The sequence below is a fragment of the Nocardia nova NBRC 15556 genome (genome assembly GCF_001613005.1).
In the GTDB taxonomy this organism is placed as follows: domain Bacteria; phylum Actinomycetota; class Actinomycetes; order Mycobacteriales; family Mycobacteriaceae; genus Nocardia; species Nocardia nova.
The window spans coordinates 1-22,703 of record NZ_BDBN01000102.1 but is presented as its reverse complement, the minus strand read 5'-3'; the positions used below and the strand labels follow the sequence as shown (position 1 = coordinate 22,703).

The following is a 22,703-nucleotide window of genomic DNA, read 5'->3' as shown; positions in this document are numbered from 1 at the left end:
GAACCGAACCTCTTCCCTCGAACTAAGGGTAGCCTAGCCTACTGTTAGCTCGGTAATCATTCCGGGCGCCGACCGGCCGCGACCCGGGCCGCCACGACGGCCGGGCGGGTCGGCACCTCACCCAGCACGCGATCCGAAAGCTCGCCCAGGCAACTGAGATTCGGAAATCCCGGCCCCTGCGCCATCCCCGCGAGATTCGGCAGATAGAGCTTGGCGCCGAGGCCGGACACCGCCAGATCGTGGCCGATCGCCGCCTCCAGCCGGGCATGGGTGATGGGCCCGCCCACCGCCAGTTCCACCAGATCCGAGGTATCGGAATCGAACAGATCCAGGAACCACAGCGGCTGGCCGCCGGTGGCGTCGACCACCAGATCGAAGGCATGCATCTGGTCGGGGCGCAGTTCGTTGCGCAGCGTGAGCGCCACTCCTTCGCCGCGCTCGGCGACCCGGACCACGCGGCCCTGGAGATGATAAACGCGATTGTCCGCCAGCACGTTCTCCTGCACGCGTACCGAGAACACACCACGGTCGGTGCGGCGGATGACGTCGCGGCGCTCCTGCAGGCTCAGCGCCCGCCACTTCGCCGGATCGCTGAACAGCGCGTTCTCGAAATAACTTTCACCGCGGGTGTAGATGGTGGCCGCGGGCGAGATCACCGAGACCGTGAGGACGTCGTGGCGGACCAGCTCGTCCACCGCCGAGCCCGCGGTCTCACCGCCGCCGATCACCGCCGCCCGCGAGGAGACCGGTAGCCGGCGCTTACCCGCGAGATTCCAGAAGTCCGCGATACTCAGCACCTTCGGATGTTCGGCCAGCGCGCGGCGGCTGTCGCCCGGGCCGGTGATCATCAGTCCGTCGCAATCGATTTCGGTCTCCACACCGGAACCGTCGGCCACCGAGACCAGCCAGCCGTCGGCAGCGGGGCGGATCCGGCGCACCGCGCCCACGACCATCTCGACCTCGGCCTTGCGCGCGACCCACTGCAGATAGTTGGCCCAGACGTGGTGGTGCGGATTGGGCCGGCCCCGGTCGACCCATTCGGCATAGGTGCCGTTCTCGACCAGGAAGGAATTCCAGCTGTAGGCGATCATCGACCGGTCGATCGCGCGGTTGTGGCCGCGTGCCCAGGTGGAGTGGTACGGGAAGCCGATGTCCTTCTCGGGGCTGGTGCCGAGCCGGTGCTGGCCGTCGGTCCACCCGCCGCTGGGCAGCCAATTACCGCCCACCGCATGGGGTTCCACCACCACCACGCGTGGAGCGGGTAGCCCCAGGTCCCGCAGCACCCGAGCCTTCGCCGCCACTGCCATCGCTTTCGGCCCGGCTCCGACCACGAGAAGCGTCTTCACTGGTACTCCCGTTCTGTGATTCCAGCCACCGCTCAGCCGGGCGCCGGGGCGTTCAGCTGGGCAGATCCGACATATCGGGAAGAGCGGATCCGCCCGAAGTCGACTGAGTACTACCTACCTTTGCATAGGCTTACCTTATATTGCTTAGTGGTGCCAGCCCTTGCGGAACGATTGCGAGGCACGGCACTCCTGTCCCACAACTGATCGGATACGACCATGATCAAGATCAAATCCCGTGCCGTTGCGGCGTTTTCGCTGGCCGCCGTGGTCTTCGCCGGCGGCGTCGCCTCCGTGACCCCGGCCGTCGCCGCGCCGATCGCCGCCCACGTCCACGCCGCCGCCCCGGGTGTCGGCGAGTTGCAGAGCAAGCTCGAGCTGGTGCTCGACCCGAACGGTTCGCGGTCCGCCCGCGCCAACGAGCTGGAGGCCGGCGAGGCCGGGCTGGGCCTGGTCGACCAGGTCGGCGGCGTGATGGCCACGGTGCCCGGATTCCAGTGGCAGGCCGTTGCGCCCGTGAACGTCCAGGGCGACACCCTCACCCACAACCTGCAGATCAACGTCCCCGGCTTCGATGCCATGTACATCGAGCTGAAGTGGAAGGACATCGACGGCACCTGGAAGCTGACCCGCGAATCCGAGTGCACGATCGCCTATTACGCGAACCTGCCCTGCACCGTCTAGTGCGGCACGCGCAGTGCCGGTCCCGGATGCGCGGCCGACGCGCACTCCGGGAACCGGCGCCGGCGCGATGACAGCCCGGGCAGGATCCGTCTCCATGCGGCGGCCGCCGCGGCCCCCGATCGCGGCGGTGACTAGGGTCGATGTGTGCGACGCCGGCAACAGCCGCCGCTGCCCAAGCGCCACGGACTCGATCCGGCGCGGCTGCGGTTACCCGAAGACGGAACCTGGGCGACCATCCGCGACCATCTGGTCCATCGGCTCCCCCGGGTCCCCGCCGCGCGCATCGACGAGATGCTCGCCGATGGCGACATCGTCGATCTCGACGGACCGATCGTGCCGGACGCACCCTATGTGCCCGGGGGCGCGGTGTGGTTCCACCGCGATCTCCCCGACGAGACACCGGTGCCGTTCGACGTCACCGTGGTGCATCGCGACGACCACCTGCTCGTCGTCGACAAACCGCATTTCCTGTCCACGATTCCCCGCGGGCAGCACATCCTCGAGACCGCACTCGTCCGGTTGCGGCGCGATCTGGACCTTCCGGATCTGGTGCCCGCGCACCGGCTGGACCGGACCACGGCCGGACTGATCCTGTTCATCGTCGATCCGGCGCGGCGCGGAGCGTATCAGACTCTGTTCCACAAGCGCCGGGTGCACAAACAGTACGAGGCGATCGCACCCTACGATCCCGAACTCACCCTCCCCCGCACGGTGCGCAGCCGGATCGTCAAGGAGCGCACCGTACTTCGCGCCTTCGAGGTCGAGGGCGAGCCCAACGCGGAAACGCTGGTCGAGCTGATCGAGCACCGCGACGGCCTCGGCCGCTACCGGCTGAGCCCGCACACCGGCCGCACCCATCAGCTGCGGCTGCACATGAACGGGCTCGGAATCCCGATCCTCGGGGACGACTTCTATCCCGACCTCACCGATCGCCCCGTGGACGATTTCACCCGGCCGCTGCAACTGCTGGCCGCACGGCTCGCCTTCACCGACCCGATCAGCGGGGCCGAGCGGGTATTCGACACCACCCGGACGCTGCAGGCGTGGACGGACTACGCGGGCTGGAGCGCCGGAGCGACCGGATAGCGGCGACTCGTTCCGTCCGGCGAGCCGCAACCGGCGGCGCGGCGACCGTGACCCGCCGAACACGGCACACCCGCCCGGATGAACGTAGACTGGCGACGATGTCTCGAAACGATAACGGGGTTGCGCAGTCCTCGGCCCCGGTCGGCCCGGGGCGCCGGTTACACGCCTACCTCGACGTCGCCGTCGTGGTGGCGGTGCTCGCCGGGACGAATCTCATCGCGCATTTCACCTCGCAATGGGCCAATATCGCGACCGTTCCCGCGGCCGCGGTGATTCTCGTGCTGTTGATGCGACAACGCGGGCTCGGCTGGGCGGAATTGGGACTTTCACCACGGCAGTGGCGCCGCGGAACGCTCTATGCGCTCGGTGCGGTCGCGATTGTCGTGGGAGCCGTGGCGATCGGCGCACTACTGCCGATTACGCGGCCGTTCTTTCTCGCGAATCGATATGCGACCTTGTCCGGGGCATTGATCGCCTCGATGATCGTGATTCCGCTGCAAACGGTGATTCCGGAGGAACTCGCCTTCCGCGGCGTACTGCACGGGACACTGGATCGGGCGACCGGCGCGCGCGGCGTATTCATCGTCGGCTCACTACTTTTCGGCTGCTGGCATATCGCCTCGTCGCTCGGCTTGACCAGCGGGAATCGCGGGTTGAGCACACTGTTCGGCGGCGGTGTCGGCGGGCAGATCGCCGGAATCGCCCTGGCCGTCCTGGCGACCGCGGCCGCCGGTGTGATCTTCACCTGGTTGCGCCGGCGCAGCGGAAGTCTGCTGGCGCCGATCGCACTGCACTGGTCGCTCAACGGCGCGGGCGCGCTCGCGGCGGCCATTGTCTGGCACACCGCCGTGCACTGAAATTCCGCTGCCCCAGCCGAATTCGGAATCGCCGAGCCGAACAGCCCATTTGCATATTCATCCGAACTGATGTTCGGTGAAAGCGTTGACCGCGCCGATGGTCGGCGATTACTCTCTCACCTCGATCACACATATGTTCGAGTACTCGGGTAATCGACCTCGGTAGCGCGGCCGCTGCCGGGAAAGGCACGCCATGCTCGACGAGCAGTCGACCACCACGACCGCCGTCCCTCCGGCGGACTCCGCGCACCTTCCGCCCCGCGACACGGAACGGACCGGCGCAGACGCACACTTCGGGGAGATCTCCGTGGAGGAACCATCGAATGGCGCGGCCCGGCGCCGGCGCACCCCCGAACATTCCCCGCAGGCGGAGCTGAACGCGTTGGCGCGGCGGGTGGCGACCGCGCGGGGCAAGCTGCCCCTGCAAGCGGACCCGGCGCTGTTCGCCGAACTGTCCGATCGGGAGATCGCCGCCGAACGCGATCTCGCCGAATGGATTCGCACCCAGCGCCGCCGGCAACGCAAACGCGCGGTGACGGCGCAGCTGTCGGCCGAGAAGCGTGACCGCCGCGTCGCCCTGGCACTGCGCCGGGCCGACGACGCGGACGCCCGCTGGCACCGGCGCGCCCGCGCGGCCCGCATGCGGGTGTCGAATCCCGATGCGCGCCTGGCCCAACTGTTCCGCCGCGCCGAATGGTCCTCGCGGGCGCTGATCGGCGTCGTCGTGCTCGGCATGGTCTGGGCGGGCGTGAACGTCCAGCACAACCTCGTCCCCAGCGGCGACATGTCGGATCCGCTGTACTGGCTCAGTTACGGCTTCGAGGCGATGATCTCGATCCCGATCATCACGATCATGGTCGTCGCCACGACCGCTGCCCGATGGGGGCGCGACATCGACCGCGGCAAGGTCGTATTCCTGGAAACCGCACTGCTCGGCGTCACCATCGCGCTCAACGCCGGCCCGCATCTGGTGGCGGGCGAACCGGCACGCGCCGCAGAGGCCGCCGTCGCCCCGGTCATGGTCGGCGTCGTGATCTGGTTGCACGCCTGGGTTTCCGCGCGCTATGCGCAGCTCATCGACGACATCCCGATGGAAGACATCGACTCCGATCTCCCGCCGACCGGCTACCGCCCGAGCTACCGCCCGGACGATCTTCCGGAGTGGGCGGAGGCACATCCACTGCCCGACAGCGCGGGGTCCGTGGAATTCCCCAGCTATCCCCAGCTCCCGTCGACGACTGCACCGCAACCGGTTTCGGTGGCGGGATGGGATGCCGCGCTGCGGCTCGCGGACGCGGTGGAGAACGGCCGGCCGCCGGCTGCGACCGTGGCCGTGCCCCCAGCGAAGACACCGCCGACCACGCAGGCCGCGGCCCCCGTCGAACCTGCCGCGGCATATGAGGTCGTCACCGAGGCGACGGCGATCGACGACTCTTCCGACGCGGCACCGGCAAAGACCACGGCACCAACGGAATTCGAGGAGGCCGAGGCGCCCGCGCGGTCCGATGAGCGGTCGGGATCGCACGGCGCCGGGCTGCGGATCGTCTCCGACGAACCGCACAAGACGCGCACGCGGCGAGCCGTCGACGATGCCGTGCAGTTGGTGCTGGGTGAGCCGGTCGCCGAAGCACCGCGACCGGCCGCTGCCGACGTCGACCGCACGACAGCACCGGACGAACCCACCGACCTTCCGGGCGTCGCGGAGGTGGACGAGGCCGAATTCGCCGATGTCGAATCCATCGCCGTCGATTCCGCCGCTATCGATGCCGCGGAGGAAGAGACCGGCGAGGTCGCCATCCGGTCGGTCGCGCACGAGATCCGCCGTCGCGGCCTGTCCAAGCTGTCGGTCGACCAGCTCGCCGAAATCCTGACCCTCACCGACGAATCGTGGACTCCCGCCGCGATCGGTGCCGCCATCGGCCTGCCGGGCTCCCGGATCCTGGGAATTCTGGAGGCGGCGCGCCGCATCACCATGCCGGTGGCGGTCGGCGGCTGAACGCCGATTCGCACCGCCGCCACCAGGCGGTTCAGGCGCCTCGAAGGGGCTGATAAGGAACCTCACAGGCTCGGTCGTAATCATGGAGTGCGACGACCGACTCGAGGAAGCAGATGATCGACACCTTTCCGCGAGCGCATTCGTCGGCGACCTTGCTGCGCGACGGACGGTGCTCCTGCCCACGGATCACGGCACGATGAGTACGGCGACTGCGACATCGGTCCGAGGTAAGCCCACCACCGTCACGACCGAATCGGGGGCGGCCGGGCGGCCTCAGCCGTCGCGGCCCTACCTGCATCAGGTCAACCTGTTCCGGATCCTGACCTTCGCCTGTGTGATCGCCGTCCACGTGATCGACAGATCCAGTGACCCGAACAATGTGTCGGCGAACGGGGCCATGGTGCTGCTGCACTTTCCCCGCGAGGCCTTCTTCACGCTGACCGGATTCGTCCTGATCTACCAGTACGCCGACCGGTCCTTCGACGCGCCGCACTTCTGGCGCCGGCGCTTCGCGCTGGTCGGCATCCCCTACGTCATCTGGTCGGTGTTCTACTGGGGCTATTCGGTGGTCGCCGGCATTCATCAGGAGTCCGTGGCCGGCGCGATACGCCGGTTGGCGGTCGAACTGGCGACCGGTGAAGCCTGGTATCAGTTGTACTTCCTGCTGGTGTCGATGCAGATCTACCTGCTGTTCCCGCTGTTGCTCCGATTCGTGCGCTGGACAGCCGGCCACCACAGGTGGGTGCTGGGGACGAGCGCGCTCGTGCAACTGGGCATGCTGTGGGCGCTGACGCATCCGCCGACACTCACCGGAATGCCGGCGCAACTGTGGAATCACCTCTACGTGACGGTACTGCCGTACCAGTTCTACATTCTGTTCGGCGCGGTCGCCGCATGGCATATCGGCACCGTCGACCGTGCCGTGCGCCGCTTCGGCCCGCTGCTGATCGTCGGCACCCTCCTCGGGGCGGCGGGCGCCGAGTGGTTGTATCGGCGCGCGGTCGCGGGCGGCACCACACCGTGGCAGGCCGACAATGTCTTCAACCCCTACATGGCCGTCTATTTTCTCGCGCTGATCGTCGGTCTCTACACCGTGAGCACCTGGTGGTCCTGGCTGCGTCCGAAGTACCGCATCGTCGGCCGTATTTCCCGCTACGGCGCCGATCGCTCCTTCGCGGTCTTCCTGATGCATCCGATCGTGCTGGAACTGCTGATCCCCCTTTATCCCCGGCTGCACGACGCGGTCGGCGCGGCGGGTGCGACGGTGCTGTTGTTCGTCGCGGTCCTGGCGGTCACCCTCGCGGTCGTCGGCGCGGTGCGCCACGCACCCGGCAGTATCTATCTCACCGGCCGGGCACGGATCGACGGCCCGATCCCGCTCGTCCGCCGATTGCGGTCGATCGGCCCGGCATCGCCGCGGCGTGTGACCGCCCTCGACACCGGTCACGCACTCTCGGAGTCGTACGGACGGCAGTCGTCGGCCGAGGCGCCGGCGGCGTAACGCGCGGCGGCGTCCGGGACGGCGGGGGCAGAGCCACTGGTGTGGCGGTACGCATCGGCCAGGGCGGCGAGTTCGGCGGCGGTGAGAACATCCTCGATCCGATCGAAGCCGTTCGGCGCCCGCTGCGCCACGGCGTGCAGGACGCGGTCCATGGGCATATCCCGGTTCGCCAGCACGATGGTGTTCACCGCCTCCCGCCGGACCCGTTCGTATCGCGCGAGTCCGGCGATCGGGTCGGCGGCCGCGGCCAGCTCGCACGCCACGGCGCGGGCGTCGAGAATCGCTTGCGACCCGCCGTTGGAACCGACCGGATACATCGGATGCGCGGCGTCACCCATCAGCGTCACGCGTCCGGAACCCCAGCGCGACAAAGGGTTCCGGTCGACCATCGGATATTCGAGCACTTCGGCACTGGCGCGTAGCAGTGCCGGAACATCGACACCGGCCAGGTGCCAACCTTCGTAGTGCGGCAGCACATCCGCCAACCGCCCGGCGCGATTCCAGTCGGGGTTCTGCACCCCGGCATCGTGGACGCGCACCTCGGCGACCCAGTTCACCAGCGCACGCCCACGCCGGTGCGCACCACCCGAGATCGGGTACATCACGAATTTCGCGGCGCGATTGGAACCCGCGAGCACCATCGTCCGCCCGTCCAGGAACGGACGAATCTCGCTGACTCCGCGCCACATTCGAATGCCGTTCCACAACGGCCGCCCCTCCTCCGGATGCAACTGCGCGCGGACCGTGGAATGCAGACCGTCGGCGCCGATCAGCACGTCCGCGGTCTCCACGACGACGGTGCCGGCGGCGCGGTCGAGGAACCGGCAACGCACGCCGTCGGCATCCTCGGCGAACGATTGCAGCACCATTCCTTCGCGCACGGCATCGGACCCGAGTCGACGGCGCACCAGATCCAGGAGCAGACCCTGCAATTCGCCGCGGTGCACCGAGTATTGGGGCCAAGGGTGCCCCGCGGCGAGTCCGCGCGGCTCACTCCAGATGTGATTTCCGAACCGGTCGAGATGCACCGCGGTGGAGGTGGCGATCGCGCAATCGTCCAGTGCCGCACCGAGTTCCAGTTCATGCAGCTCCCGCACCGCATGCGGGAGCAGATTGATTCCGACGCCGAGCGGGCGAAGCTCACCGACCGCGTCCAGCACGACGGCCTCGATCCCCACCCGGTGCAAGCATGCCGCCGCGGTCAATCCGGCGATTCCGGCGCCTGCGATCAGAACCCGCATCACCGCACCCCCGGTTCATCGACGGCCGGCGCCCCACCCACGAATCCGCTCCTCCCGACGACCCGAATCTACCGATTCGCGGAACGCGATGCAGAGCGGTCGTTCACCGGAGGTGGAAATGCCGCGCACTCGGCACCACTGTTCCTCGACCCATTCGAGGTATTCGATATCGGCATCGCCGCTACCCGCGCGGTGGCAGCAGACGCCCGGTGAACCCGGCTGCCACCAGCCGGTCGTATGCGGCGCGAACCTTCTCCGGAACGTCCTGCTCGATCGCCCAGCCCTCGGCCGCGTATCGCCACACACGTTGCGTATCCCCCACCAGCATCGTGACCACCCGCTCCACATCACCGATCCGCGCCACATAATCGTCGAGCGATTCCGGCAGCGAACCGCACACCACCTCGACCTCCGGCCACCGCATCCGGCAGGTCGCATAACTGCGCCGCTGTTGATACGGCCGGCAGATCAACATCACCGACTCCACCGCGCGACCCGAGTCCCGCAGCAACGCACGCGAGAAGTCGATGTTCTCGGCGGTATTCGTGGCCCGAGGCTCGACGAGGATGTCATTCGCCGAAACACCCAGCGCCACAGCATGTTCCCGATAGTGCACCGCCTCGCCTCGCGGAAAGGTCATCACCGTAGTGGGTGCGGTGGCACCGGTGAACACGACCGCTGGGAATACGCCCCGGCGAAACAGTTCAGCCGCGTATGTCGCCACTCCGATATCGTGGCTGCCCAGCCCGATTCCCACATCCACCGCTCGCACCTCGTGGCCCATCCGGTTGTAGTCCCACAGCGTGCGGACATCGACGTGGAGGTCAGTGGGGACGCCTGCCAGCGAGGACACCTGCACCTCCTCGTTCGGGTCGAATCAGCCACGACGCTGTCCAGCTTGCACCACCCCCGCTACATCGACATACGAGCCCGGAGATCCGCAGGCGCGGATCGCGAAGGATTCGCGGCCGCTGCGCTAGGTTCGGACCGTGACCAGCTCACCCCCGGAGAGCGCGGCGGCGAGTACCGCCCGGGCCGCGAGCATTCGTCGGTGGCTGCGCCTGGTAGCAGGAGTTCTGCTGGTGCTGCTCGGCGCGTTCTTGACCGTCGCACCGTTCTCGTCGCTCGCGGTGCTGTGGTGTGTCGCGATCGCCGGACTTGTCGGCTCGGCCGTGTCGGGACTCCTCCGAGCCCGGCGCTGGAGAGATGTCCGAAGGTGGGTCGAGTCGTCCGTCTACCTGGCCGCCGCGCTGCTGGCGCTGTGGTGGCCGGGGATTACCACAGAGGTGCTGGCCGTTGTGGTCGGTGTCGCGCTGATCGTCGCCGGTCTTACCGGTCTGCCCCTCGTGTGGCGCGAGCGCGGTGCCACCCGATTCGACGGCATTGTCGGCGGGGCTACCTCAGTAGTATTCGGCATGTTGGCGCTCGCCTGGCCGGATGTGACCGTGTTGGTCGTCGCCGTCTTGTTCGGCGCCGCCCTGATGGTGATCGGAGTGCGGCAGGTCATCGCAGCGATGGGCGGCCATCACCGACCGCTGGGTGCGACAGCGCCACCGCGGACGCCGCGCGGCGGACGGTGGCGGGTGGCCGGCACCGTGATGGGCGCGACAGTGGCGCTGGTTCTCGCTCTCGTCAGCGTCGCGTTGCATCGCGACTCCCCGGCTCCCGACGAGTTCTACACCCCGCAGGCGTCCGTGCCGGATCGGGCCGGGCAGCTGTTGCGCACCGAGCGATACGACAACCCCGAGGTTCCGACCGGCGCGCTGGCCTGGCGCATCCTCTATACAACCACTCGCGATCACGGGCAGCCCGCGGTGGCCAGCGGGCTCGTCATCGCCCCGGGGAGTGCGACCACCACACCGAGTCCTGTGATCGCCTGGGCGCACGGGACCACCGGCGTCGCGGTCGGGTGCGCGCCGTCGATCCTGCCGAACGGCCTCAGCGCCGGCGCGATGATGGTGCAGGACAAAGTGATTCACCAAGGGTGGACGATAGTGGCCACCGACTACATCGGTCTCGGCACCGCGGGAACTCATCCGTACCTCATCGGGGAGGGTGAGGCCCGCTCGGTACTGGACGCTGTTCGCGCCGCCCGGCAACTGCCGGACATCCGGCTAACCGATCACGCCGTCGTATGGGGACACTCGCAGGGCGGACACGCCGCCTTGTGGACCGGAATTCGCGCACCCCGGTACGCGCCCGAACTCGTCATCGACGGCGTCGCGGCGCTGGCACCGGCGAGCAACCTGCCGGCGCTGGTGGACAGCCTCGGCAGCGTCACAGCGGGCGAAGTATTCGCCTCCTACGTCATCACCGCTTACGCCGGCACCTACCCCGACACCCGCTTCGACGACTACGTACGCCCTGGTGCGCGCATCATCACGCGCGAGATGGCGCAGCGATGTCTGGCCGAGAAGAGCGTGCTGGTCTCTGTACTCACTTCACTGTTCCTCGACAAGCCGATCTGGCGCGGCGATCCGGATCGCGGCCCGCTGCTCGACAACTTGCGGCGCAACGTCCCGTCCGCCGTGATCCCCGCGCCCGTGTTCATCGGTCAGGGCACCGCGGATACCCTCGTCGTCCCGTCGGCACAGGACGGCTACGTCGCCCAACGCTGCCGAGCCGGTTACGCCGTGGACTATCGCACCTACCCGAACCTCGGGCACCTGCAAGTGGTCGAACCCGAATCACCGGCCATCGCGGACCTGATCGCATGGACGGCCGACCGCTTCGCGCGCCGCCCGGCTGCGAACACCTGCTGATGTGCGGCCCGACCCGTCGACCGCATGCGATGGCCGGCGGTCACCGGTCGAGATCATCCGGAAACACACGAAGGCCCGCTTCCCAACCGGGAAGCGGGCCTTCGCGATTCGACTACACAGCCGAGGCGGAGAAGAAGGAGCCTTCCTACTTCGCCTTTTCGAGGACCTCCACCAGCCGCCACCGCTTGGTGGCAGACAGCGGACGGGTCTCCATCAGCTGCACGCGGTCGCCGACACCGGCGATCTCGTTCTCGTCGTGCGCCTTCACCTTCGAGGTGGTGCGGATGATCTTGCCGTAAAGCGGGTGCTTCACACGATCTTCCAGCTCGACCACGATGGTCTTGTTCATCTTGTCGGAGACGACGTAGCCGATGCGCACCTTGCGCGAGCCACGCTCCTCCTGCTTGGCCGGCGTCTTGGCCGGGCCCTTGGCGTCACTCATGCCGCGTCTCCCTTGCCTTCAGGACCGGAGGCCAGGCCGAGCTCGCGCTCACGCATGACCGTGTAGATGCGCGCGATCTCGTGACGAACCACACGCAGGCGCCGGTTGTTCTGCAACTGGCCGGTCGCCATCTGGAAGCGCAGGTTGAACAGCTCTTCCTTCGATTCACGCAGGCGGGCGACGAGCTCGTCCTCGTTGAGCTCGCGCAGGTCTGCGGCCGGAGTTCCGGTAGCCATCAGAACTGCTCCTCCCTGGTCACGATCCTGCACTTCATCGGGAGCTTGTGCATCGCGCGGCGCAGCGCTTCGCGAGCGGTCTCCTCGTTCGGGTAAGACATCTCGAACATCACGCGACCCGGCTTGACGTTCGCGACCCACCACTCCGGCGAACCCTTACCGGAACCCATGCGGGTTTCGGCCGGCTTCTTGGTCAGCGGGCGATCCGGGTAGATGTTGATCCAGATCTTGCCGCCACGCTTGATGTGGCGGGTCATCGCGATACGCGCCGACTCGATCTGCCGGTTGGTGACGTAGGCCGGCTCCAGCGCCTGGATGCCGAACTCACCGAAGGCGACCGAGGTGCCACCCTTGGCCATACCGGAACGACCGGGGTGATGCTGCTTGCGGTGCTTGACCTTGCGGGGCATCAGCATGGGTCAGCCCTCCTTAGAAACTGACGGAGCCTCGGCCGGCTCTGCCACCGCGGTGGCGGCGCGCCCGGCCTCAGTGCTGGTCGCGGTGGTGCCGGACGAACCGGACCGCCGCGGACGGCTCGGCCGCTCCCGACGCTCGCGACGCTCACCGGACGGGGCAGCGCTGGCCGTGACCTCACGCTTGCCGCCGACGATGTCGCCCTTGTAGATCCACACCTTCACGCCGATGCGGCCGAAGGTGGTGCGAGCCTCGTACAAGCCGTAATCGATGTCGGCGCGCAGCGTGTGCAGCGGCACCCGACCCTCACGGTAGAACTCCGAGCGCGACATTTCGGCGCCGCCGAGGCGGCCCGAGCACTGCACTCGAATGCCCTTGACGTTCGGCGAACGCATGGCCGACTGGATGGCCTTGCGCATCGCGCGACGGAACGCCACACGGTTGGACAGCTGCTCGGCCACACCCTGGGCAACCAGCTGCGCATCCGACTCGGGGTTCTTGACCTCGAGGATGTTCAGCTGAACCTGCTTGCCGGTGAGCTTCTCCAGCTCGGCGCGGATGCGGTCGGCCTCGGCGCCGCGACGGCCGATCACGATGCCCGGACGCGCGGTGTGGATGTCCACCCGGACGCGGTCACGAGTGCGCTCGATCTCGACCTTCGAGATGCCGGCCCGCTCCATACCCGTGCTCAGCAGCTTGCGGATGGCTACGTCTTCCTTGACGTATTCCTTGTACTGCTTGTCGGCGTACCAGCGGGACTTCCAATCGGTGGTGATACCGAGGCGGAAGCCGTGGGGATTGATTTTCTGTCCCATTTACTTAGCCCCTCCCTTCCGGCGGCTACGAGCCGGGGCGGCGCTGGCGACGCTCTCGACCTCGATCGTGATGTGGCTGGTGCGCTTGCGGATCCGGAACGCGCGGCCCTGGGCGCGCGGCTGGAAACGCTTCATGGTCGCGCCCTCGTCGACATACGCCGTCGAGATGACCAGGGTGTCGGGGTTCAGGCCGAAGTTGTTCTCGGCGTTCGCCGCGGCGCTGGCCACGACCTTGGCGACGGGTTCGCTGGCGGCCTGCGGTGCGAAGCGCAGGATGTTCAGCGCATCCTCGACCCGCTTGCCGCGGACCAGGTCCACGACGCGGCGAGCCTTCATCGGAGTGACGCGAACGTGCTTCGCGGTCGCGCGCGCGGTCGGGTTCTGAAGCGTGGTGTCTTGTTCGCTCATCGCCGCTTGCTCTTCCGATCTTCCTTGACGTGGCTCCGGAACGTCCTGGTCGGCGCGAACTCACCGAGCTTGTGCCCGACCATGTTCTCCGAGACGAACACCGGCACGTGCTTGCGGCCGTCGTGGACCGAGAACGTGTGGCCGATGAAATCGGGGATGATGGTCGAACGACGCGACCAGGTCTTGATGACCTGCTTGGTGCCCTTCTCGTTCTGGACGTCCACCTTCTTGAGGAGGTGTTCGTCGACGAACGGGCCCTTCTTGAGGCTGCGTGGCATCTTTAACCTCCTCCTTAACGCTTCTTGCCGCGGCGGCGGACGATGAGCTTGTCGCTCGGACGGTTGGGCTTACGAGTACGGCCTTCGGGCTTACCCCAGGGCGAGACCGGGTGGCGACCACCGGAGGTCTTGCCCTCACCACCACCGTGCGGGTGGTCGACGGGGTTCATGACGACACCACGGACCGTGGGGCGGCGACCCTTCCAGCGCATACGGCCGGCCTTACCCCAGTTGATGTTCGACTGCTCGGCGTTGCCGACCTCGCCGACGGTGGCGCGGCAGCGCACGTCGACGCGGCGGATTTCGCCGGAGGGCATACGCAGGACGGCGTAGGCGCCTTCCTTACCCAGCAGCTGGATGCTCATACCGGCGGCACGAGCCAGTTTGGCGCCACCGCCCGGACGCAGCTCCACCGCGTGGATGGTGGTACCGGTCGGGATCGAGCGCAGCGGCAGGTTGTTGCCGGGCTTGATGTCGGCGCCGGCGCCGGACTCGATCCGCGTGCCCTGGGCGATGCCCTTGGGCGCGATGATGTAGCGCTTCTCGCCGTCCGCGTAGTGCAGCAGGGCGATGTTGGCGGTCCGGTTCGGGTCGTACTCGATGTGAGCGACCTTGGCCGGGATGCCGTCCTTGTCCAACCGGCGGAAGTCGATCAGACGGTAGGCCCGCTTGTGACCGCCACCGCGATGACGGGTGGTGATCCGGCCGTGCGCGTTACGACCACCGGACTTGGTGAGCGGGCGCAGCAGCGACTTCTCGGGAGTGGACCGGGTGATCTCGGCGAAGTCCGAAACGGACGACCCGCGCCTACCCGGCGTAGTCGGCTTGTACTTACGGATTGCCATGAGTTCTTCTCTGCTTTCTGAAGATCCGACCGCTTACGCGACCGGGCCTCCGAAGATCTCGATGGGCTTGCTGTCGGCCGAGATGGTCACGAGCGCGCGCTTGGTGCTCTTGCGCTGGCCGTAACCGAAGCGGGTCCGCTTGCGCTTGCCCTGACGGTTGGCAGTGTTGACGCTGGTGACCGTGACGCCGAAAACCTTCTCGACGGCGATCTTGATCTGCGTCTTGTTCGAGTCCGGGTGCACCAGGAAGGTGTAGGTGCCCTCTTCGATCAGCCCGTAGGACTTCTCGGAGATCACCGGCGCGAGCAGAATGTCGCGCGGGTCGGCGATGGTGGTCACTTGCTTTCCTCCTGTGCAGACTCGGCCGGGCCGTGCACGAACGCGTTGAGCGCCTCGACGCTGAACACGACGTCGTCGCTGAGCAGCACGTCGTAGGTGTTCAGCTGGTCCGGCGCGATCGGGTGCACACCCTGCAGGTTCGCCACGCTCTTCCACGCGGTGACATCTTCGCGGCCCACCACGACCAGCACCTTCTTACGGTCCGACAGCTCGGCCAGGAAGTTCTTGGCGGCCTTGGTGGACGGCGTCTGGCCGGCGACCAGTTCGCTGATGACGTGGATGCGCTCGTTGCGGGCCCGGTCCGAGAGGGCGCCACGCAGGGCGGCGGCCTTCATCTTCTTGGGCAGACGCTGCGAGTAGTCGCGCGGCTGCGGGCCGTGCACGGTGCCACCGCCGGTGAACTGCGGCGCGCGGGTCGAACCCTGGCGGGCGCGGCCGGTGCCCTTCTGGCGGTACGGCTTCTTACCACCGCCGCGGACCTCGCCGCGGGTCTTGGTGGCGTGCGTGCCCTGGCGAGCCGCGGCCTGCTGGGCCACGACGACCTGGTGCATCAGCGCGATGTTGGCGGTCGCGTCGAAGATCTCCGCGGGGAGCTCGACGGTGCCGTTGGTCTTGCCGCCCGGCTCTTTCACCGGAAGCGTCAGGTTGGTCTTAGTGTCGGTGCTCATGCCCGGGCACCACCCTTCGCAGCGCTCTTGACGATCACGATGCCGCCCTTGCGGCCCGGGATCGCGCCCTTGATCAGCAGCAGGCCGTTCTCGGCGTCCACCTTGTGGACCGAGAGGTTCTGCGTGGTCACGCGGTCGTTACCCATCCGGCCGGCCATCCGCATGCCTTTGAAAACACGGCCAGGCGTCGAACATCCACCGATGGAGCCCGGCCGGCGGTGCACAGCCTGCGCACCGTGGGCGGCGCCCTGCCCCTTGAAGCCGTGACGCTTCATGACACCGGCGTAGCCCTTGCCCTTGCTGGTGCCGGTCACGTCGACGTAGGCACCCTCTTCGAAGACATCGGCCGACAGTTCCTGGCCCACCTCGAACGAGGCGGCGTCGGCGACGCGGATCTCGGCGACGTGGCGACGCGGGGTGACACCGGCCTTGCTGAACTGCCCGGCGACGGGCTTGGTCACCTTGCGCGGGTCGATCGCGCCGAAGGCGAGCTGAACGGCGGAGTAGCCGTCGCGCTCCTCGGTGCGGATCTGGGTCACGACGTTCGGTCCGGCCTTGACGACGGTCACGGGAACGACGCGGTTCTTCTCGTCGAACACCTGAGTCATGCCGAGCTTGGTGCCCAGGATGCCGGCCGCCGGCCTGTTCTTGTTGTCAGTCATATCTGCAATCCCCGTCACTGAATGTTGACGTCGACGCTGGCCGGCAGATCGATGCGCATGAGCGCGTCGACCGTCTTCGGCGTCGGGTCGAGGATGTCGATCAGCCGCTTGTGCGTGCGCATCTCGAAGTGCTCGCGCGAGTCCTTGTACTTGTGCGGCGAGCGGATGACGCAATACACGTTCTTCTCGGTCGGCAACGGCACCGGCCCGACGACGCGGGCACCGGTGCGGGTCACCGTCTCGACGATCTTGCGTGCAGACGCATCGATCGCCTCATGGTCGTAGGCCTTGAGCCTGATGCGGATCTTCTGTCCCGCCACGCTGAGTGTCCTTTTCTCCGCTTACGTTGTGACCCAGGAGCTTTCGCTCCCGAACCACCCTCATTTGCACAGCCCGAACACACGAAGACGCATCAGCCACCAACACGACCGGGGCGCACCCGATCCATCGCCGCTGTTCATCTGTCATGGTTCTTCCGGTCCACGCGGTCGGGCGTGTCGCCTCTCCGCTCATTCTTCGACCCCGGGCATATTTCACCTGTTGGGTCTCGGAACTTCGTCCCGGACGTACCCGCGCCGGACTCGACGCCGATACTCAGTGGGTCCTGCTCACCTACCGGCGATGGACACACACCACCGCTGCAGGCAACCCGAACAGTATGCCCGAGGCCCCCCACCCACTCCAAATCGGGGGTCGTCCGCCCCCGCGGACGCGCCGCGGCCCTGGTCGGACGGTACCGGACCGCGCGGCGGCGCGTCGAACTTACTCCAGAGTAAGGTGTTGCCATGACCACAGAGACCGCTACCTACCGCGGCTGGAAGAAGCTCCCCGACAACCGCCTCGGACATGCCCTGTTCTCGGTCGGCATGATCGCCCGCGTCCCCTACTTCGGCACCGTCGTGCCGAACGTCGTGCGGCTGGAACCGGGATTGTGCGAGGTCACCGCGCCCAAGTGGTTCGGGATCCACAATCACCTGGGCACCTTCCACGCGATCGCGGCCTGCAATCTGGCCGAGGTCGCGATGGGCATGCTGAGCGAGGCCACGGTTCCGACCACCCACCGCTGGATCCCCAAGGCGATGAACGTGCAATACCTGGCCAAGGCGGAATCCGGCCTGCGCGCGGTCGCGAAACTCGACCGGATTCCGGACTTCGCGACCCTCACCGAAGGGACGGAAGTGGTCGTTCCGGTGTCGATCTACGACAAACACGGCGTCGAGGTCGTGCACGCCGACATCACCACCTGGGTGACGCCGAAGTAGCCGATCAGCCCGGTTCAGCAGGGCGGGGGCGGCGGCGCGCCGGCGACCGCGGCCGTGATCTCGGCGATCGCGCGCGGATTCGACAGCAGATCGTTGTGGCTGACCGCCAGCGCCGGGCACCCGTCCTGGATCCAGATATTGCGATTGTCGCCTTGCGGATCGGCCAGCAATGCGGTCTCCGCCGGGGTGATCACCTCGTCGGTGCGGCTCGCGATCGCGGTGTAGCGGATCCCGGGCTCGGTTTCGCCGTGGGCGTTGAGCCGGGTCAATGTCGGCGTGCCCGGAACCTGCTCGGCGCCCGCGGGACCGAAGACCTGGGCCGCGGTCTGCTCGCCGTCCATCCCGATGGCCCCGTAGAACGGGAACATCTTCGGGAGGCCTTCGAAGGTCGAACCCCGGTAGGGCGTGCCGACTGTGACCACGCTGTCCACCACGCCCGGATGGCGGCGCACATACTCCCGAATCTCGGTGCCGCCGGTCGAATGCCCCACCATCTCGACCTTCGGCGCGCCGGTCACCCCGCGCACCATGGCGACGAACGCGGCCAGTTGCACCGCTTGCGAGCCGATATCGGCCACGCCGTAGACGACGTTGCCCTGTACGGCCGCGGCGACCGGGCCCAATCCCGGCCAGCCGGCCTCGGAGACACCGTTCAGTCCGAGCGTCGGCAGCGGTACCCGTCCCACATCGGCGGCGAAGACGCAGTAGCCCTGGCTGCGCAGCGCGGGGGCCAGCGCGCCGAAGCTGCGCTGGGCGTCGGTCGCCGCACCGTGCGCCAGGATCACCGGATAGGGCTTGTCACGGGTCGGGCGACAGGAGAAATCGTTCGCGCCGGCCAGCGGCGGAACGTCCATCGCGAAGGCGTGCGCTCGCGGCGCGCGGCCGGCCGCGACGGCGATCAGCGCGCACAGGAGCACGGAGATCGTGGCGAACCGCACCGCACTCATGGCAGCCCAGGGTAGCGGAAGGATCGCTCGCCGCCGTCCGGCCACACCTGGGCGCCCGGTGACGAATCAACGCCCTCAGCAGGGCGGGGGCGGCGTGCCCGCGACGGCGGCGGTGATTTCGGCGAGCGCGCGCGGATCCGACAGCATCGCGTCGTGGGCGACGACGAGGGTGGGGCATCCGTCCTGCAGCCAGATGTTTCGGTTGCCGCCCTGCGGATCGCTCAACAGGGCCGTCTCCGGAGGGGTGATGACCGTATCGTCGCGGCTGGCGATGGCGGTGTAGCGGATTCCCGGATGGGTCTCACCGTCGGCGTTCAACCGGTTCAGGGTCGGCGTTCCCGGCGCCTGTTCGGCTCCGGCGGGTCCGAAGACCTGCGCCGCAACCGCCGGCCCGTCCATACCGAGCGCGCCGTAGAAGGGGAACATCACCGGCAGGCCGGCGAAGGTCGATCCGCGATAGGGCGTGCCGACGGTGACCACGCTCGCCACCTGCTCGGGGCGGTGGCGCACGAATTCACGAATATCCGTGCCGCCGGTGGAATGGCCGACCATGACAACCTTCGCCGCTCCGGTCGCATCCAGGACCCGTGCGACGAAGGCACCCAATTCCGTTGCCTGCGTGGCGATATCGGCCACGCCGTAGATGCCGTTGCCCTCCACTGCCGCGGCCGCCGGACCCAATCCCGCCCATTTCGGATCGGGCACACCGTTCGCGCCCAGATTCGACAACGGCAGTCGTCCCACATCGGCAGCGAAAACACAGAAGCCGAGCCGGTGCAATTGCGGTGCGAGTACGGCGAAGCTGCGCCCGGCGTCGGTGGCTGCGCCGTGGGCCAGAATCACCGGATAGGGCTTGTCCGCGGTGGTCCGGCAGCCGAAATCGTTGGCGCCCGGCAAATACGGCACTTCGGCCGGGAAGGCCGCGGCCTGGGGCGCACGGGCGCCGGCCCAGGCGATCAACGCCCCCAGGACCAGCGCGAGTATCGCGCGCGCAGTGGGATTGCGATCGCCGCGCATCGGTTACAGTCCCAGGCCCGAGGCCAGCACCGGCCACGATTTCTTCAGGTCGTCCTGCCAGTAACCCCAGGAGTGCGTGCCGGTCGGCCGGAAGTCATAGGTGGCGGGGATGTTCAGCGAGTCCAGCCGTGCCTGCATGTTGTGGGCGCAGTAGTTCGTCGCCGATTCGATGATGCCGCCGAGCACGAGCTGATTGGCGTAACCCCATTCCCCGGGCAGCGAGTATTCGCCGTTCAAGGTGTCGTAGGGCCCGGGCAGTCCGCTGCCGTTCGCGATGTAGATGGCCTTGCCGCGCAGGCCCTCCGCGTGCACGTAGGGATCGTTGCCGACCCAGTCCGGATCGCCGGGCGGACCCCACATGTTCTCGGCATTGCCCCATCCCCACGTCTCGACCGTGAGCCGGACGAATTCCTGTCCGACCGGATCGGAGGTCTGCGCGCATCCGCTGTAGGAGCCGACCGCGGAGAACAGGTCCCCGGCGGTCGCCGCGAGCGCCAAGGTCGTGGTGGCCGACATCGAATAGCCGGCAATTCCGTTGCGGCCGTTGGCATCCAGATACGTGTTCAGAAGCGGCGGCAGTTCCTGCGTCAGGAAGGTGCGCCACTTGTTGCGACCCAGGTGCGGATCGTCGCGCTGCCAGTCGGCGTAATAGCTGAACATGCCACCGATCGGCGTCACCACGTTGACGTTCTTGTCGGCGAGGAATTTCAGCGCATCGGTTTTCGTCGCCCAGGTCGAGCCGTCGAGACCGCCGCCGGCGCCGAGCAACAGATACAGCACCGGACGCGGGGCGCTCGTATCGGCGGCCCGCTGCACCTGCACTTCGATGTCCTGCCCCATCGCCGCGGAGTGCACGAACAACGACTGATGGCGCGGATCGTCGGTGCGGACCCGGACGATCGCCGAGTCCGAGCCGGTCGGACCGGGCGCCGGCGCGGGATCGGCCGCACCGTTCCCCTGGCACATCAGCAGGGCGGCGGCGGCCACCACCGCCGTACTCATCATCCGCGGCATGGATCTGTGCCGCGGAGTCCGCCCCGTGTCTCGAAACCTTCGCATATCGTTCTCCCTGGCCACCAGCAATCGGCGAGCACCCCCCGACGGCGCCCGTGGTCTCAGGTTATGAACTGCCCCAATGCATTTCACGACGCGAATTGCTACGCCACGAGTTTTCGGGGCGTAACATCTACGGCCCCCGCGGCGATGCGGGGCCGGGCTGGGAGAATGCGGCCATGAGTGCGCAGCATGTCCGTCGAGCCGATCTGTGCGTGGTCGGGCTCGGGCCGACCGGCCGTGCCGTCGCGCACCGCGCGATGCGGGCGGGGCTCGACGTGGTGGCGGTGGACCCGCGGCCCGAGCGGCTGTGGCCGCCGACCTTCTCCTGCTGGGTCGACGAACTTCCCGCGTGGCTGCCACACAGCGCGATCGCCCAGCGCATCGAGGCGCCCACCGTCTGGACGCAGACGCCGCATCGAATCGAAAGGCCGTACTGCGTACTCTCCAAGCCCGGGCTACGCGATGCGCTACCTCTAGACGATGCCACCGTGCTGGCCGGTCGCGCTACCTCTGTCGACGCTCATCGCGTCGACCTGCAGGACGGCAGCACGATCACGGCCGCCACGGTGGTGGACACCCGCGGGCTCGCCTCGCCGGGGGCGCGGCGCACCGCCAGCGCGCACGGCATCTTCGTCGACGCCGAACGGGCGGCGCCGATGGTCGGCGACGGCGAAGGGCTGCTGCTGGATTGGCGCGACGAGAACGGCGCGGGTCCGGACGAGCCGCCCTCGTTCCTGTACGCCGTCCCGCTCGGCGACGGCACGGTGATCTTCGAGGAGACCAGTCTCGGCCTGCGCGGCGGCATGCCGCAGCACGAACTGCGCCGGCGCACCCTGCATCGGTTCGCCGCGCACGGCATCCGGCTGCGCGGTGACGAGCCGTCCGAGGCCGCGCACTATCCGCTGGATCAGCCACCGCCGCCGATGCGTGGTTCGGTGCGCGGAAACGACCCGGTTCCGTTCGGCTCCCGCGGCGGAATGATGCATCCGTGCACGGGCTACAGCGTCGCCGATTCGTTCGCCCTGGTCGACTCGCTGGTCGATGCGGTGCGCACGGGTTCCGATCCGGTCGCGGCGCTGTGGCCGTGGCAGGCCCGGCTGGTGTACTGGATGCGGATGCGCGGCCTCTACGGCTTGGGGCGGTTGACCACCGCGCAGTCGATCTCGATGTTCGAGGCCTTCTTCACCGCCTCCCCGCGCCAGCAGCGGGCGCTGCTGTCGGCGCACGACGACTACGCGGCACTGGGCGCGGTGCTGTTCATGACGGTGTCGCGGACCTGGCCGTTCCGCTGGCGATACGACCTGGTCGGCTGGGCGAACCGCAACCGCTGGGTGGGCTACGACTATCCGGCGGCGACGTCGGACCGGACGCTCGACGCGGCGCTTCCGGAGGACGGGAGCGTGGGCGGCTAGCCACCCCGGCAGCGACGCCATCGAACACGCTCCGTGACCGAGTAGGTGGCCGCCTCCGCCCGAACATCTCCCCCACCGGCTACTTCAGCTACCGAGAGACGCTGTGGCGCAGCGCTCTCCGCGGCCGCTGGTTCGGCTCGAGCGTCCTAGTGCGCGAATACCGCTTTGCGCTTGCCCAGCATCGCCGCGGCACCCTCGGCGAAATCGGGTCCGCGCAGCAACTCGGCCTGCCCGGCCTTCTCGGCGGCGAGCGCCTCGTCCAGCGAGGCCAGCGCGGCGCGGTTGAGGGTGCGCTTGGTGAGTTCGAGGGCGCGGCGCGGGCCGTGGGCGAGTTTCGCCGCCACCGCTTCGACCTTCGCATCGAGTTCGTCGACGGGCAGGACCCCGGCCAGCAGCCCGCGCCGGTACGCCTCGGTGACCGGCAGCCGCTCC

General features: G+C 68.0%; 26 protein-coding genes. 8 read left to right on the top strand and 18 right to left on the bottom strand.

Features of this window, described 5'->3' with window-relative positions; genetic code table 11:
- Positions 1-56: 56 nt before the first annotated feature.
- Positions 57-1,346, bottom strand: a complete 1,290-nt coding sequence (locus tag NN2_RS30825; protein WP_063018231.1) for a SidA/IucD/PvdA family monooxygenase — start codon at positions 1,344-1,346, stop codon at positions 57-59.
- A gap of 216 nt (positions 1,347-1,562) precedes the next feature.
- Here NN2_RS30825 and NN2_RS30820 point away from each other — a divergent pair, with 216 nt between their 5' ends.
- The 5 genes from NN2_RS30820 to NN2_RS30800 all read left to right on the top strand — a co-directional run bounded on the left by NN2_RS30820 (position 1,563) and on the right by NN2_RS30800 (position 7,467).
- Complete coding sequence (locus tag NN2_RS30820) at positions 1,563-2,027, top strand: MTB12 C-terminal domain-containing protein (protein WP_063018229.1); 465 nt, start codon at positions 1,563-1,565, stop codon at positions 2,025-2,027.
- Between the two features lie 144 nt (positions 2,028-2,171).
- Positions 2,172-3,113: an RluA family pseudouridine synthase gene (locus tag NN2_RS30815; protein ID WP_063018227.1), complete on the top strand. Its 942-nt coding sequence runs from the start codon at positions 2,172-2,174 to the stop codon at positions 3,111-3,113.
- A gap of 98 nt (positions 3,114-3,211) precedes the next feature.
- Positions 3,212-3,970, top strand: a complete 759-nt coding sequence (locus tag NN2_RS30810) for a CPBP family intramembrane glutamic endopeptidase (protein WP_063018225.1) — start codon at positions 3,212-3,214, stop codon at positions 3,968-3,970.
- A gap of 307 nt (positions 3,971-4,277) precedes the next feature.
- On the top strand, positions 4,278-5,966 hold the full coding sequence (locus tag NN2_RS30805; protein ID WP_156511516.1) for a hypothetical protein: 1,689 nt from the start codon (positions 4,278-4,280) through the stop codon (positions 5,964-5,966).
- A gap of 196 nt (positions 5,967-6,162) precedes the next feature.
- Positions 6,163-7,467 carry an acyltransferase gene (locus NN2_RS30800; protein WP_169812469.1) on the top strand — a complete coding sequence of 435 codons (1,305 nt, stop codon included), beginning with the start codon at positions 6,163-6,165 and terminating at the stop codon, positions 7,465-7,467.
- On the opposite strand, the gene NN2_RS30795 is transcribed toward NN2_RS30800, so the two are convergent.
- Both NN2_RS30795 and NN2_RS30790 read right to left on the bottom strand, forming a co-directional pair.
- A complete protein-coding gene (locus NN2_RS30795; protein ID WP_063018219.1) occupies positions 7,410-8,708 on the bottom strand; it encodes a flavin-dependent oxidoreductase in 1,299 nt (432 codons plus the stop codon). The two genes, NN2_RS30800 and NN2_RS30795, sit on opposite strands and share 58 nt — an antisense overlap.
- Before the next feature lie 181 nt (positions 8,709-8,889).
- A complete protein-coding gene (locus tag NN2_RS30790; RefSeq protein WP_063018241.1) occupies positions 8,890-9,561 on the bottom strand; it encodes a YdcF family protein in 672 nt (223 codons plus the stop codon).
- A 136-nt stretch (positions 9,562-9,697) separates the two neighbouring features.
- Here NN2_RS30790 and NN2_RS30785 point away from each other — a divergent pair, with 136 nt between their 5' ends.
- On the top strand, positions 9,698-11,470 hold the full coding sequence (locus tag NN2_RS30785; RefSeq protein WP_063018217.1) for a lipase family protein: 1,773 nt from the start codon (positions 9,698-9,700) through the stop codon (positions 11,468-11,470).
- 145 nt (positions 11,471-11,615) lie between these two features.
- Here NN2_RS30785 and rpsQ read toward each other — a convergent pair whose 3' ends face one another.
- From rpsQ to rpsJ, 11 genes are read right to left on the bottom strand one after another with little or no spacing between them, the layout of a single operon-like run.
- Positions 11,616-11,912, bottom strand: coding sequence for a 30S ribosomal protein S17 (rpsQ, locus tag NN2_RS30780; RefSeq protein WP_030513365.1), 297 nt, complete (start codon positions 11,910-11,912; stop codon positions 11,616-11,618).
- Complete coding sequence (gene rpmC, locus NN2_RS30775) at positions 11,909-12,148, bottom strand: 50S ribosomal protein L29 (protein ID WP_025347181.1); 240 nt, start codon at positions 12,146-12,148, stop codon at positions 11,909-11,911. The genes rpsQ and rpmC overlap by 4 nt, the downstream gene beginning before the upstream one ends.
- Positions 12,148-12,564, bottom strand: coding sequence for a 50S ribosomal protein L16 (rplP, locus tag NN2_RS30770; RefSeq protein WP_040704375.1), 417 nt, complete (start codon positions 12,562-12,564; stop codon positions 12,148-12,150). Before rplP ends, rpmC begins: the two co-directional genes overlap by 1 nt.
- A gap of 3 nt (positions 12,565-12,567) precedes the next feature.
- Positions 12,568-13,377, bottom strand: a complete 810-nt coding sequence (gene rpsC / locus NN2_RS30765; protein WP_063018215.1) for a 30S ribosomal protein S3 — start codon at positions 13,375-13,377, stop codon at positions 12,568-12,570.
- Positions 13,378-13,785, bottom strand: a complete 408-nt coding sequence (gene rplV, locus NN2_RS30760; RefSeq protein ID WP_025347178.1) for a 50S ribosomal protein L22 — start codon at positions 13,783-13,785, stop codon at positions 13,378-13,380.
- Positions 13,782-14,063, bottom strand: a complete 282-nt coding sequence (rpsS, locus tag NN2_RS30755) for a 30S ribosomal protein S19 (protein WP_030513362.1) — start codon at positions 14,061-14,063, stop codon at positions 13,782-13,784. The genes rplV and rpsS overlap by 4 nt, the downstream gene beginning before the upstream one ends.
- 14 nt (positions 14,064-14,077) lie before the next feature.
- The gene (rplB, locus tag NN2_RS30750; RefSeq protein WP_030513361.1) at positions 14,078-14,908 is read right to left on the bottom strand and encodes a 50S ribosomal protein L2; all 831 of its coding nucleotides are present in this window, start codon (positions 14,906-14,908) and stop codon (positions 14,078-14,080) included.
- A 33-nt stretch (positions 14,909-14,941) separates the two neighbouring features.
- Positions 14,942-15,247 carry a 50S ribosomal protein L23 gene (gene rplW, locus NN2_RS30745; protein ID WP_025347175.1) on the bottom strand — a complete coding sequence of 102 codons (306 nt, stop codon included), beginning with the start codon at positions 15,245-15,247 and terminating at the stop codon, positions 14,942-14,944.
- Positions 15,244-15,915 carry a 50S ribosomal protein L4 gene (gene rplD, locus NN2_RS30740; protein WP_063018213.1) on the bottom strand — a complete coding sequence of 224 codons (672 nt, stop codon included), beginning with the start codon at positions 15,913-15,915 and terminating at the stop codon, positions 15,244-15,246. Before rplD ends, rplW begins: the two co-directional genes overlap by 4 nt.
- On the bottom strand, positions 15,912-16,577 hold the full coding sequence (rplC, locus tag NN2_RS30735) for a 50S ribosomal protein L3 (RefSeq protein ID WP_030513358.1): 666 nt from the start codon (positions 16,575-16,577) through the stop codon (positions 15,912-15,914). Before rplC ends, rplD begins: the two co-directional genes overlap by 4 nt.
- 14 nt (positions 16,578-16,591) lie before the next feature.
- Positions 16,592-16,897, bottom strand: coding sequence for a 30S ribosomal protein S10 (gene rpsJ, locus NN2_RS30730; RefSeq protein ID WP_003938093.1), 306 nt, complete (start codon positions 16,895-16,897; stop codon positions 16,592-16,594).
- 465 nt (positions 16,898-17,362) lie between these two features.
- Between rpsJ and NN2_RS30725 the strand changes: the two genes are divergently transcribed.
- Positions 17,363-17,839 (top strand): hotdog fold domain-containing protein, encoded by a 477-nt coding sequence (locus NN2_RS30725; RefSeq protein ID WP_063018211.1) that lies wholly within the window; start codon positions 17,363-17,365, stop codon positions 17,837-17,839.
- Between the two features lie 14 nt (positions 17,840-17,853).
- On the opposite strand, the gene NN2_RS30720 is transcribed toward NN2_RS30725, so the two are convergent.
- The 3 genes from NN2_RS30720 to NN2_RS30710 form a co-directional block, all read right to left on the bottom strand.
- The gene (locus tag NN2_RS30720; RefSeq protein WP_063018209.1) at positions 17,854-18,786 is read right to left on the bottom strand and encodes an esterase/lipase family protein; all 933 of its coding nucleotides are present in this window, start codon (positions 18,784-18,786) and stop codon (positions 17,854-17,856) included.
- Positions 18,787-18,861: 75 nt separating this feature from the next.
- Positions 18,862-19,803: an esterase/lipase family protein gene (locus tag NN2_RS30715; protein ID WP_082857398.1), complete on the bottom strand. Its 942-nt coding sequence runs from the start codon at positions 19,801-19,803 to the stop codon at positions 18,862-18,864.
- A 3-nt stretch (positions 19,804-19,806) separates the two neighbouring features.
- Positions 19,807-20,808, bottom strand: a complete 1,002-nt coding sequence (locus tag NN2_RS30710; protein ID WP_174555036.1) for an alpha/beta hydrolase — start codon at positions 20,806-20,808, stop codon at positions 19,807-19,809.
- Between the two features lie 227 nt (positions 20,809-21,035).
- On the opposite strand from NN2_RS30710, the gene NN2_RS30705 reads away from it, so the two are divergent.
- Positions 21,036-22,271 (top strand): lycopene cyclase family protein, encoded by a 1,236-nt coding sequence (locus tag NN2_RS30705; RefSeq protein WP_063018205.1) that lies wholly within the window; start codon positions 21,036-21,038, stop codon positions 22,269-22,271.
- A gap of 146 nt (positions 22,272-22,417) precedes the next feature.
- Here the strand turns inward: NN2_RS30705 and NN2_RS30700 are convergent.
- Positions 22,418-22,703, bottom strand: a 286-nt coding sequence (locus NN2_RS30700; RefSeq protein ID WP_245658921.1) for an enoyl-CoA hydratase-related protein, incomplete at its 5' end; no start/stop codon positions are given.